A 12,500-nucleotide genomic window follows, 5' to 3' on the forward strand; every position below is an offset into this window, starting at 1 on the left:
CAATCAGATTCTGATAAATTTCTATCACGGACGTGGATTCTGATATATTGTCGATCAAAACGGAGGCACGCATGGCGACCCAGGGCCCGACAATCGCCGAAAGGATCCACAAGCAGTTCGACACCCTGACGCGGGCAGAACGGCAATTGGCGTCCTCGATCCTGGCCAGTTACCCTGCGTCCGGCCTGGGTCCCCTGGCCGCGCTTGCCAAGGCGGCAGACGTCTCGGTGCCGACGGTGGCGCGGATGGTCGGCAAGCTCGGGTTTTCGGGCTACGCGGATTTCCAGGCCGAGCTGCGCGAGGAGTTGCGTGCCACTGCCAAGAACCCCATCGCCAAGCATGACACCTGGGCCGAAAACGCGCCGTCCGGTCATATCCTCAACCGCTTTACCGAGGCGGCGATCGACAACATCCGGGGCACACTGGCGCAGATCGACCCGGACCGGTTTGACGCGGCCTGTGCGTTGGTGGCCGACCCCACGCGGCGGCTGTTCATCGTGGGGGGGCGGATTACGCATACTTTGGCGGAATACCTGTTCCTGCACATGCAGGTGATCCGCCCACGGGTGACGCATATCCAATCCACGTCCAGCACCTGGCCCCACTACATGTTGGAGGTTGAGGCAGGCGATGTCGTCGTCATCTTCGATGTCCGGCGCTACGAGACGAACACGCAAAAGCTGGCAGAGATGGCCCATGAAAAGGGGGCAGAGATCGTGCTGTTCACAGATCAGTGGCGATCGCCGGTTCAGCAGCTGGCCGGCGTCACCTTTGCCAGCCCGATCGTCGTGCCCTCGGCCTGGGATTCCGTCGCCGCGATCCTGTTGCTGGTCGAGACGCTGATCTCTGCCGTGCAGGACGTGAACTGGGACGACACCCGCGTCCGCATGGAACGGTTGGAGGAAACCTTTGACCGCACCCGCCTGTTCCGCAAATTCACCTGAGCGCGTGGGTCAGCCCGGCGATCACGCCATTGAGCTCCGCCAGGCCCTTTAGCCGCCCGATGGCCGGATATCCGGGCTGCGTCTGCCGGGTCAGGTCATCCAGGATGTCCTGCCCGTGGTCAGGACGGAACGGAATTTCTGCGTCGGTTCGACCGGCGGCGCGGCGGCGGGTTTCCTCGGCCAGGATTTCGCTGATCAGCGCGGGCATGTCGGTGTCACCGCCCAGATGCTCGGCCTCGTGAAAGCTGCCCAATCCATCCTCGCGGGTGGTGTTGCGCAGGTGGATGAAATGAACCTTGCAGCCCAGCCGCCGCATCATCGCGGGCAGGTCATTGTCGGCCCGCGCGCCCAGCGACCCCGAGCACAGGGTGACCCCGTTGGCCGGGCTGTCGACTGCGTCCGTCAGAGCGACATAATCGTCCAGCGTCGAGACGATGCGGGGCAGGCCCAGCAGCGGCCAGGGCGGATCATCCGGATGGCAGCACAGCCGCAGACCCAATCGTTCGGCGGTCGGCACGACTTCGGCCAGGAAATCGGCAAGGTTGCGGCGCAGCTGCTCGGCCGAGATCGAATCGTAGGTGGCCAGATGGCTGCGCAATTCGTCCAGCGTCAGGCCGGGTTGCCCGCCGGGCAGGCCCATCACAAGGTTCGCGGCCAGCCGCGCCTGCGCGGTGTCGTCCATGGACGCAATCCGTTCCGCCGCTGCCGCGCGCAGGGGGGCAGGGGTGTCGTCCACCGCCGCGGGGCGTTTCAAGACATGCAGATCGAAGGCCGCGAAATCCGCCGCGGCGAAACGCATGGCGGTACCGCCGTGGTCCAACCGCCAGGCCAGATCGGTGCGGGTCCAGTCCAACACCGGCATGAAGTTGTAGCAGACCACCTTGATCCCGGCGCGGGCGATGGCCTCCAGGCTGTGACGATAGGCGTCGATATGGTCCCGCCAGCCGGTCGTCTGGGTCTTGATCCTTTCGGAAACCGGCAGGCTTTCGACCACGTCCCAGCGCAGCCGGGACGGCGCGCCGTCGATTCGGGTCGCGATGTCCTGCTTGCGTTTTGCGATCTCTGCGTCGGTCCATACGGTGCCCGGCGGGATGTGATGCAGGGCGCTGACCACGCCCCGCGCGCCGGCCTGTTCCATCCATTCGACCGGCACGCTGTCGTGGGGGCCGAACCATCTCCAAGTCGCTTTCATGTCGCCTCCAGCAAGGTTTCGGCATCGTCTCCTGCGGCACGGCCCGCGCGCAGCCGATCTGCGGCGGGATCGTCCGGGCTGCGTCCTGCGGCGAATTCGCCGTCCAGCCAGCCGGTCCATTCCAGCAGCGCGCGCGCGCAGGCGGGGCTATCGGTGCGGGCGGCCATCGTGGGCAGGATCCGGATCGGCAGCTTTTCAGACCCGTCCATCGCGATCTGAGCCAGAGCGTGGTGCAGATGCGGATTGGCAAAGCGCGTCATCAAGGCATCGGCATAGGCCGGGGCCTGTGCGCGCACGGGGTCGGGCAGGGTGCTTGCCGCCTCTTGCATGACGGCGCGGGCCAGCGCCGCCAGATCGGGGTCGGCCACCGCCTCGTGCACATAGGTCAGCCCCTTGTTGAGGCCCGCATAGGCCAGGGTCGAATGCGCCCCGTTCAGCATCCGCAGCTTGCGCAACTCGTGCGGACGCACATCGCCCACGACCTGCGCGCCGCCGGCAGCGAAATCGGGAACGGGTCCGGCAAAGGTGTCTTCGATTACCCACTCGGAAAAGGCTTCGGTCGCGACCGGGGCTGAGGCCGGGTGCCCCGCTGCCTGCATTCGGTCGCGCAGTGCCGCATCGGCGCGGGGTGTGATCCGGTCAACCATGGAAGAGGGAAACGCGTGGCGCGTGACGGTGTCTGCCGGAAGGCCCGCAGCCGCCGCCAGGTGCAGCAGCACGGCACGCAGCTTGGCCCCGTTGTCCGGCAGGTTGTCGCAGCTCATCACCGTCATCGGGGCGTCGCGCAGGACCAGCCCCGCCAGCAGGTGTCCGGCCATCGTGGCCGGGGTGCCGCCCGCGCGCAGGGCATCGGCGTCTGCGGCCAGGGCTGCGGCATCCGGTGTGCCGTCGGCGCGCAGGGCATAGGCCTTTTCGGTGACGGTCAGGGTGACCACCGTCGTCACTGGTCGCGCGATCAAGGTGGCCACGCGATCCGGTGCCTCGGGCGCGACGGTGATGCTGTCGATCAGGTCCAGAACCTCGACACGCCGCCCGTCCGCGTCCGCGATTTCCAGGGCGTAGCGGTTGCCGTCTGCGGCCAGCGCGTCGCGCACGCTGGCGGAACGCAGGGACACGCCGTCGATGCGCCACGCGCTGCCGGTTGCCGCGTTGGCCTGCGCGATGTGCCAGGCCTGATGGGCACGGTGAAAGGCCCCAAGGCCCAGGTGCACGATCCTCATAGGCGGTACGCCTCCTGTGCTGCGCCGGTCGCCAGCCACATGGCCAGCCGTTCCGCATCGGCATGGCCAAAGTAACCGGCCCGCATCTGATCCTCCAGATGCGCGGCGACGGCGCGGCGCCACATGTCGTGGCGGGCCGGGATCGACATCAGGGCGCGCGTGTCGTCGTTGAACCCGGCCAGATTGTAGTATCCCGCCGTTTCGACCACCTGGTCCAGATAGCGGCGCACGCCGTTCGGGCTGTCGTGGAACCACCAGGGCGGACCAAGGCGCAGGGCCGGCCAATGTCCGGCCATGGGGGCCAGTTCGCGGGCATAGACGCTCTCGTCCAGGGTAAAGGCGATCAGGGTCAGGCGGGGATCGTTGCCGACACGGTTCAACAGGCCGTGCGCCCCCTCGACCCAGTTCTGGGGCAGGGGAATGTCGGCCCCCATGTCCGGGCCATAGCGGTCGGCCAGCGCCGCGTTCGTGCCGCGCCGCGATCCGGCGTGCAGCTGCATGACAAGGCCATCGTCCACCGACATCTGCGCCATTTCGATCAGCATGTGGTTGTGCAACTGCCGCTGCGCCGCCTCGTCGGCCCGCCCGGTCAGGCACTGATCCAGCAACGCCTGCGCGACGCTGTCATCCAGCCACACCGTTTCCAGCCGGTCGATGGCGTGGTCCGTGGCCGTGGCCCCGTGGGCGATGAAGTGCTGACGCCGCGCCCGTAAGGCCGCGCGATAGCCCGACAGGGTCGCCGTGTCTTCGCCGGTCATGGCACCCAGCCGGGTCATGTTCTCGGCCCAGGCCGCCGCCGCGGGGTTCAGAACGGCATCGGGCCGGAAGGTCGGCAAAAGCCGGCACCGCTGTCCGGACGCTGCAAAGGCGGCGTGCGCCGACAGGTCGTCCAGCGCGGCGTCGGTCGTCGCCAGAACTTCGATCCCGAACCGGTCCAGCAGGGCGCGGGGGCGAAAGGCCTCGGTCGCCAGCGCCGCGTCGATGGCGTCGTAGATCGCATCGGAGGTTGCGCCCGACAGCGTTTCCCGGATGCCGAAAACCTCGCGCAGCGTATGGTCCAGCCAACCCCGCGACGGGGTGCCCAGAAACAGGTGCCAGTTTTCGGCCAGCAGGCGAAAGATGGCGCGGGGGTCGCGCGCCTCGGGCGGTTGTCCGATGCCCAGGCGATCCAACCCGATGCCTTGCGAATAGAGCATGCGAAACACGTAATGATCCGGCACGATCAGCAGGTCGGCCGGGTCGCTGAAGGCGCGGTCCTGGGAAAACCACTCCGGCACGGTATGGCCATGCGGGGACAGGATGGGCAGGTCGCGGATTGTCTCGTACAGCATCGTCAGGTTCCTGCTTGTGGGTCTGTCGGGGCGGGCAAGGTGACGCGCGTGCCGTCGCGCGCCGACCTGGCGATGGCATCGATTGTGCGGTGCACCGCCATCGCGGCCTGCGCGGGGATGGCGGGGGGGCGACCCTGGCGCACGGCGCTGGCGAAGTCTTCCATGACCGCCTGATGCCAGTCGTGGGGAAAGGCCATGGGATCCGCCCCGGACCCGGTGCCGCCCTTTTCCCCCACATGATCCACGCGCCCGTCCCGGTGCAGAACCGTCAACTGGCCAGACGCCAGCCGCAGGGTCGCCGCATCGCAGGTCACTTCGATGGTTTCGGGGTGACCCGGAAAGGCGGCGGTGGTCGCGGTAAAGACGCCGGTGGCCCCCCCGGCAAAGGTCATCCCTGCGACAGCGGTATCCTCGGCCTCCAGGTCGTGGACGGCGCGGCTGGTCTGGCCCTGGACCGAGGCGACCGCGTCGCCCGCCAGCCAAAGCCCGAGGTCCAGCGCATGGATGGCCTGGGTCAGCATCACGCCACCGCCGTCGCGGGCAAAGGTGCCGCGCCCCGGTGCCGCATAGTAGCCAGGATCCCGCCACCAGGGCACATCCACGCGCAGCATCCGCACGGCCCCGACCACGCCGTCCGCGATCAGACGCCTTGCCGCCTGACTGGCGGGACGCATCCGGTGTTGCAGGACCACGCCGAACGGGACGTCGCCCATCTGCGCGATCAGGATCTCGGCCGAGGCGCTGTCCCGTTCCAACGGCTTTTCGGTCAGCAGCGGGACGCCTGCGGCGGCACAGGCCGCGACGATCTGGGCACGGGCATTTGGCGGCGTCGTCGCGATCACGGCATCGGGGGCGTCCGCGATCAGCGCGTCGAGACTGTCGTATGTCTTGCATCCCTGCTCGGCGGCAACAGTGTCACGTGCCGCCTGCCTGCGGGCATAGACGCCCGCGATGGCGACGGTATCCGAGGCGGCAGCCGCCCGGTGAAACGCCCCGGCCACCATGCCCGCCCCGATCAGACCGAAACGAAACGTCACGACCCGCGTCCTGCGTCGGCCAGGCGCTGTGCCTCTATGGCAAGCTCCATCACGCGGAAGGTGTGGGTCTGCGCGACCGCTGTTTCCGTCCGGTCGCGCACATCCGCCGCCAGACGGGTGAAATAGGGAAGCCCCGCGTCCGCGGCATCCATCGTCTCGCAGGTGTCCTTGTTGACCAGCACGACATGGTCGGTTCCCGCGCGGCCCACATCCACGTATTTGCGCAGTTCGATGTAGCCTTCGGTGCCCAGCAGCGTCAGCCGACCATCGCCCCAGGTCGGCAGGGCATCGGGCGTGAACCAATCCAGCCGCGCATAGCCGCGCACATCACCGGCCTGCAGCAGGATCTCTCCGAAATCCTGAAAACGCGGGCGGTCCGGGGTGGCCAGGTTCGTGGCGCTGGCGTGGACGATCTTCGCGTCGAGCGTCCCGGCATAGTGCAGGAACTGGTCGATCTGATGGGTGCCGATGTCGCCGATGATGCCGCCATAGCGCGGGGCGTCCCAGAACCAGTCAGGGCGCATGTGGGCGTTCAGGCGATGCGGGGCCTGCGAGGTCAACGCGATCAGCCGCCCGATGGCACCCTGGGCCAGCAGACGATCGGCGAGAGTGGTGGAGGGCACCTCGAACCGCTCCGAGAAATTCACGGACCAGATGCGTCCGGTGCGGGCCTGCACGGCGCGGACCTCGGCCAGTTCAGCCGCGGTCAGGCAGCCGGGCTTGTCCAGCATCACGTCGCAGCCTGCCTCCATGGCGTCAATCGACAGGCGGGCGCGATCGGCGGGGGCCGCCGCGATCAGGGCGAGGTCGGTGCCGTCCAGCGCCTCTGCCACCGTGGCGCAGCGCGGCACGTCGGGATGCCGTTCCACGAACCCCGCCAGCGGCGCGGGCGCGCCGTCGGTCCAATAGCCGCGCCATGTGGCCCCGGCGTCCAGCATGCCCTGCGACATGCCATAGATGTGTCTGTGATCGAGCCCGAGCGCGGCGATGCGGAGGGTCATGGAAGCTCCTGCGGAATTGGTCCGTCCAATTTTGCCGACATTGGTCAAGCCTTGAATAATTGGCAAGACCAATTTCCCTGCTATGCTGTGTCCACCCGATCCCGCAGGCCCCCTTATGTCATCAGTCAGCCCCCTCCCGCCGCGCTTGTATCGACAGGTGGCCGACCGTGTGGTGGCCATGATCCTGTCCGAGGGGCTGACCACCGGCACCCGTCTGCCACCCGAGCGGGAACTGGCGCTGCGCCTTGGTGTCGCGCGGTCCACCCTGCGCGAGGCGATGATCGCACTGGAAATCGCAGGTCAGGTGGTGATCCGCACCGGCTCTGGCATTTATGTCGCCGAGGGCGCGATGCCCGACCCAGCCGATCTGGGGGCAGGCCCGCTGGAGCTGCTGGACGCGCGCGAGTTGATCGAGGGAGAGGTCGCGGCCCGCGCGGCACAGGCCATGGACGCCGCGCGCCTGCGCGCCATCGAAACCACGGTCGCGGCCATGGCCCAGGCCACCGACCGCGATAGCCACCGCGCCGCCGACCGCGCCTTTCATCTGGCCCTGGCCGAGGCGACCGGCATCGACCCCCTGGTGCGGATCGTCGACGATCTCTGGTCTCAGATGTTCGGCCCGATGTTCGAACGCATGGGTACCCTGACTGGCTTGTTTGGTGGTGACGACGACACCGCCCTGACCCATCACCGCGCCATTCTGGACGCGCTGGCGGCGCGGGACGGGGCCGTGGCGCGGGCGCGCATGCAGGCGCATCTGGTCGACGTGCGCCGCGTCCTTCTGCGTGGTCCCGACCGCGAGGATCGGGCGATTGCGGGCGACGGCGGCGCGGCGTAGACCGCGCGCGTGACCTATGACGTGATCATTCTGGGGGCCGGGGGCGCGGGCCTGATGGCGGCGGCCACCGCCGGGCAAAGGGGTGCGCGCGTCCTGCTGATGGACCACGCCGAGAAGGCCGGCAAGAAGATCCTGATATCCGGCGGCGGGCGCTGTAACTTCACCAACATGGGGGTGGAGCCGGGGTGTTTTCTGTCGGAAAATCCTCATTTCGTGAAATCCGCGCTCAGCCGGTATACCCAGTGGGATTTCCTGGCACTGGTCGAGGCCTACGGCATTGCCTGGCATGAAAAGACGCTGGGGCAATTGTTCTGCGACGGCTCGGCCCGGCAAATCGTGGCCATGCTGTTGGATGAATGTCAAAAGGGTGCGGTGGATCTGCGACTGAACACGCCTTTGGGCGAGGTGCGTCACGACGGCGGCCAGTTCCATGTCGCGGGGGCCCGCGCGCCGCAGTTGGTGATTGCCACCGGCGGGCCGTCGATCCCCAAGATGGGCGCGACCGGCGTGGCCTATGATCTGGCGCGACAGTTCGGCTTGGCCGTGGTGCCGCCACGGCCCGCGCTGGTGCCGCTGACCCTGGGCGAGGATCAGATGTTGTTCCGCACCATTTCAGGCGTGTCCTGTCCGTCGGTTGCGCAGGCGGGCGGGGCCAGCTTCGAAGAGGCGACGTTGTTCACCCACCGTGGTCTGTCCGGCCCCGCGATCCTGCAGGTGTCGTCCTATTGGCGGCCCGGCGGCAGCCTGTCGCTGAACGTCCTGCCGGGCGCGGGCGACAAGTTGCGCGCCGCCCGCCGCGCCATGCCGCGCGCGCACCTGAAGGCCGCCTTGTCCGATCATCTGCCCAGTCGCCTGGCCGAGGCATTGGCCGAACGGATCGGCTTGACCAAGCAGTTGGCCAATGCCTCCGACAAGGATCTGGACAGCGCGGCAGAGGTGCTGACCGGGCTGACGTTTCGACCCACGGGAACCGAGGGATATGCCAAGGCCGAGGTAACGGCGGGCGGTATCGACACCGACACGCTGTCCTCCAAGACGCTGGAGGCGCGGGCGGTGCCGGGCCTTTATGTGATCGGCGAGGCGGTGGATGTGACCGGCTGGCTGGGTGGCTACAACTTTCAATGGGCCTGGGCGTCGGGCCATGCGGCGGGCGTTGCGGTCGCTGCGCGTGCGTCGGCGGGGTGACACCGGCGCGGGGCCTGCTAGGGTCGCGGGTATGATTGCTCTTATCGCACACGACCGCAAGAAACCCGACCTTGCCACCTGGATCGCCGCCAACGAGGCCGCGCTTTCGGATCATCGCTGCGTCGCCACGAAAACCACCGGCGGCGTCCTGAAGGAACGGTGCCCCACGCTGGACCTGCATCTGGTCGAAAGCGGGCCGTTGGGCGGCGACCAACAGATCGGAGCCCTGATCGTCGAGGGGCGGATCGACCTGCTGGTGTTCTTTACCGACCCGCTGTCCCCGCATCCCCATGACGTTGACGTCAAGGCGCTGACCCGGCTTGCCATCGTCCATGACATTCCCATGGCCTGCAACGCGGCGACGGCTGATCTGATCGTCGCCTCGCCGGGCTTTGCAAAGCTGGCGCACACCAACTGAGCCACCATCACGTCCCCGTGCGGCCGCTGGCGCGCGGGTGTCGGCATGATAGACCGGTGCGAAAGCCCCCACGCCGAGAGACGCCATGCCCCCCGATCTGCCCCTGACGCGCGACCTGTTGTTGATCGGCGGGGGGCATGCCCATGCGCTTGTGCTGCGCAGATGGGGCATGAACCCCTTGCCGGGGGTGCGTGTGACGGTCGTCAATCCAGGGCCCACGGCCCCCTACACGGGGATGTTGCCAGGACATGTCGCGGGGCACTATGGCCGCGATGATCTGGACATTGATCTGGTTCGGCTGACCCGGTTCGCGGGCGCGGCCCTGATCGACGGGGCGGTGACCGCACTGGACGCACGGGCGCGGGTGGCGACGGTGCCGGGACGCGGGCCATTGCGGTATGACGTGGCCTCGATCGACGTGGGCATCCATGCCGAAATGCCCGAGATCGAGGGCTTTGCGGACCATGGCACGGGGGCCAAACCGCTGGATCTGTTCGCCCGCCGCTGGCGTGCCTTTCGGGCCGATGTGGCGGCGGGTGACGCGCCGCCGCATGTCGCCGTCATCGGCGGCGGCGTCGCGGGGGCAGAGCTGGCGATGGCCATGGCCCACGCGCTGCGTCGCGACGGGTCCGATCCGCAGGTCACCCTGCTGGAAGCCGAGCCGCGCCTGACGGGTGTGGGCGAGGCGACGCGACGTCGCCTGACAGAGGCGCTGCGCGATCAGGGGGTCACCTTTCGCGGGGGCGCGCGTGTGGCGCGTCTGACGGCGGATCACGTCGCGTTGGAGGACGGTGAAAGTGTCCCGGCCGCCTTTGTCACCGGTGCCGCAGGGGCCCGTCCGCACGCCTGGCTGTCGGACACGGGCCTGCCGTTGAAGGACGGGTTCATTCGCGTCGACAGCCGCCTGCGGGTCGAGGGATACGACGATCTGTTCGCGGTCGGCGATTGCGCCCACATGACCCACGCCCCGCGCCCCAAGGCCGGTGTCTTTGCGGTGCGGCAGGCCCCGGTGCTGCACGACAACCTGCGCGCGACCCTTCGGGGCATGGGCGGGGTCAAGCCGTTTCATCCCCAGACATCCTATCTGAAGTTGATTTCGCTGGGCGGAAAGTCCGCTCTGGCGGAAAAGGGCGGGGCGGCGTTTGCCGGACCATGGCTTTGGCGGTGGAAGGACCACATCGACCGCAGTTTCATGGACAAGCTGAACACTCTGCCCGCGATGCCCACCCCCGACTATCCCACGGAGACGGCGCGCGGGGTGCGCGAGATGGGAAAGCCGCTTTGCGGTGGATGCGGGTCAAAGGTGACGGGCGGGGCCTTGGCGGCCGCGCTGGCGCAGGTGCCGGCCGCCGCGCGGGATGATATTCTGTCGGCACCCGGTGACGATGCGGCGATCCTGACCCATGGGGCAGGGCGGCAGGTTCTGACGACCGATCACCTGCGGGCCTTTACCGCCGACACGGAGTTGTTCGCCCGCATCACGGCCGTGCACGCGCTGGGCGACGTCTGGTCCATGGGCGCGCGGCCCCAGGCGGCGTTGATCAACGCGATCCTGCCGCGCATGTCCGAAACCTTGCAGGCCCGGACATTGGAGCAGATCCTGAGCGCGGCGTCAGAGGTGCTGCGCGGGGCGGGGGCCGACGTGGTTGGCGGACATTCGACCATGGGGGCCGAGATGACGCTGGGCGTTACGTTGACCGGCCTGACCGAGGCACCGATCACCCATTCTGGTGCGCGTGCAGGCGATGCGATCCTGCTGACGCGGCCCTTGGGAACCGGAACGATGCTGGTCGCCGAGATGGCCGGACGCGCGCGGGGGGCACAGGTTTTGGACATGCTGCAAGCGATGGCGCGCCCGCAGGGGGACGCGGCAGAGTTGTTGCACGGGGCCCGTGCGATGACCGATGTGACGGGCTTTGGTCTGGCCGGGCACCTGATGGCGATCTGCCGGGCCAGCGATGTGGCGGCAGATCTGACGTTGGACAGCCTGCCCATCTATGACGGGGCGCTGACGGCGGCACAGGACGGCCATCTGTCGACCCTGCACCCAGCCAATGTTGCCGCGGCCCCGGTCGTGGGGCCGGATCATCCGGCGGTGCCGCTGTTGCACGATCCACAGACGGCGGGCGGTTTGCTGGCGGCGGTGCCACCGGACCGGGCCGACCAATTGGTGCAGCAACTGCGCGCGGCGGGGCATCAAGCCGCGCGGATCGGAACCTTTCGCGCGGGCCCGCCCATGCTGCGCGCCGTCTAGCGCGATCCGTCGCCCACAAGGTCGCGCAGGCGTTCGGCGGCCTGGGCAAGGTCGGCGTCCGTCAGGCCGGGCATCTCGATCAGGCCCAGGTCCGGGCGGGTTTCCTTGCCTGGCCGGGCATAGCGCGGGTCGTAGTGGTGTTGGATCAAGCCTTCGGCCAGCGCGGTAAAGTCGCCCGCGCGGGCCAGACCGTGCCAGCCGTCGATCATGTCGCCCGGCTGATAAGGGCGCAGCGCATCGATGCGGCGCGCCAGCAGGTCCGCATCTGCGGTCAGATCAGGATAGGTCGTCGTCAGGAAGCGCGCGCGGGCCGCCACGGGGGCGGTGACGCGCACAACCGGTGCCGTCTTCATCGCCTGCCAGACCGAGGGGGGTATCAGCAAGGTGCCGATTGCGTTGCTCTCGGCCTCCAGGAACACGGGCCGCGCGGGGTCTAGCGCGTGGATCGCCTGTGCCAGTCGCGATTCGAACATCTTCTGGGCGGGCTGACCGTCGGCCCAGCCACCAAAGTTGGACCCACGGTGATTGGCCAGCCCCTCCAGGTCGATGACCTGCGCGCCGTCGCGGGCCAGATGATCCAGCAGCTGCGTCTTGCCGGTGCCGGTGCCACCGTCGATCAGGATCGGGCGGACCGGCAGCGGATCGTCATACAACAGGCGGGACACCAACCGCCGGTAGCTGCGATAGCCGCCTTCGATCAGCTCTACCCGCCAGCCGATCTGCGCCAGGATCGACGCGAACGAGCCGGAGCGTTGGCCCCCGCGCCAGCAATAGACCAGCGGTCGCCAGCCCCCGTCGCGGTCCGCCAGTGGGCCCTCGATATGGGCGGCGGCGTTGCGCGCGACCAGCGCGGCCCCGATCTTGCGCGCAAGAAAGCGGTCCTGCTGAACATAGACGGTGCCGACCTTGGCCCGTTCCGCGTCAGACAGAACCGGCAGGTTGATCGCGCCGGGCACGTGGTCGACGGCGAATTCAGACGGCGCGCGCACATCGATCACCTGATCGAAGGGCAGGGCGGCGTCGGGCAGGGTTGTCAGGGTATAGGCCATGGCGCGGGTGGACCCGGTTTTCCGCCCGGCG

The 12,500-nt window shown here is 68.3% G+C and carries 11 protein-coding genes; 5 read left to right on the plus strand and 6 right to left on the minus strand.

Translation table 11 applies throughout. The features are described 5' to 3' along the window. The first annotated feature begins 71 nt into the window (after positions 1-71). Complete coding sequence (locus K3551_RS09600) at positions 72-944, plus strand: MurR/RpiR family transcriptional regulator (RefSeq protein ID WP_259912810.1); 873 nt, start codon at positions 72-74, stop codon at positions 942-944. Here the strand turns inward: K3551_RS09600 and uxuA are convergent. The 5 genes from uxuA to K3551_RS09625 are packed head-to-tail and all read right to left on the minus strand — an operon-like array spanning position 937 to position 6,725. Further along, positions 937-2,136 (minus strand): mannonate dehydratase, encoded by a 1,200-nt coding sequence (gene uxuA, locus K3551_RS09605; protein ID WP_259912811.1) that lies wholly within the window; start codon positions 2,134-2,136, stop codon positions 937-939. The genes K3551_RS09600 and uxuA overlap by 8 nt on opposite strands. Beyond that, entirely contained in the window at positions 2,133-3,356 is a 1,224-nt protein-coding gene (locus tag K3551_RS09610; RefSeq protein WP_259912812.1) for a mannitol dehydrogenase family protein, read from the minus strand. Before K3551_RS09610 ends, uxuA begins: the two co-directional genes overlap by 4 nt. Next, complete coding sequence (gene uxaC, locus K3551_RS09615) at positions 3,353-4,687, minus strand: glucuronate isomerase (protein WP_259912813.1); 1,335 nt, start codon at positions 4,685-4,687, stop codon at positions 3,353-3,355. Before uxaC ends, K3551_RS09610 begins: the two co-directional genes overlap by 4 nt. A 2-nt stretch (positions 4,688-4,689) precedes the next feature. Next, on the minus strand, positions 4,690-5,724 hold the full coding sequence (locus K3551_RS09620) for a Gfo/Idh/MocA family protein (protein WP_259912815.1): 1,035 nt from the start codon (positions 5,722-5,724) through the stop codon (positions 4,690-4,692). Continuing rightward, positions 5,721-6,725, minus strand: a complete 1,005-nt coding sequence (locus K3551_RS09625) for a Gfo/Idh/MocA family protein (RefSeq protein WP_259912817.1) — start codon at positions 6,723-6,725, stop codon at positions 5,721-5,723. Before K3551_RS09625 ends, K3551_RS09620 begins: the two co-directional genes overlap by 4 nt. A 115-nt stretch (positions 6,726-6,840) precedes the next feature. Between K3551_RS09625 and K3551_RS09630 the strand changes: the two genes are divergently transcribed. The 4 genes from K3551_RS09630 (at position 6,841) to selD (ending at position 11,420) form a co-directional block, all read left to right on the plus strand. Continuing rightward, positions 6,841-7,563, plus strand: coding sequence for a FadR/GntR family transcriptional regulator (locus K3551_RS09630; protein ID WP_259912818.1), 723 nt, complete (start codon positions 6,841-6,843; stop codon positions 7,561-7,563). 9 nt (positions 7,564-7,572) lie between these two features. Next, positions 7,573-8,748, plus strand: coding sequence for an NAD(P)/FAD-dependent oxidoreductase (locus tag K3551_RS09635; RefSeq protein ID WP_259912820.1), 1,176 nt, complete (start codon positions 7,573-7,575; stop codon positions 8,746-8,748). A 31-nt stretch (positions 8,749-8,779) separates the two neighbouring features. Continuing rightward, entirely contained in the window at positions 8,780-9,166 is a 387-nt protein-coding gene (locus K3551_RS09640; RefSeq protein ID WP_259912822.1) for a methylglyoxal synthase, read from the plus strand. A gap of 85 nt (positions 9,167-9,251) precedes the next feature. Further along, positions 9,252-11,420, plus strand: coding sequence for a selenide, water dikinase SelD (selD, locus tag K3551_RS09645; protein WP_259912824.1), 2,169 nt, complete (start codon positions 9,252-9,254; stop codon positions 11,418-11,420). Here selD and mnmH read toward each other — a convergent pair. Further along, positions 11,417-12,469: a tRNA 2-selenouridine(34) synthase MnmH gene (gene mnmH / locus K3551_RS09650; protein ID WP_259912825.1), complete on the minus strand. Its 1,053-nt coding sequence runs from the start codon at positions 12,467-12,469 to the stop codon at positions 11,417-11,419. The two genes, selD and mnmH, sit on opposite strands and share 4 nt — an antisense overlap. Positions 12,470-12,500 lie beyond the last annotated feature (31 nt).

The organism is Jannaschia sp. M317 (assembly GCF_025141175.1).
Taxonomy (GTDB): domain Bacteria; phylum Pseudomonadota; class Alphaproteobacteria; order Rhodobacterales; family Rhodobacteraceae; genus Jannaschia.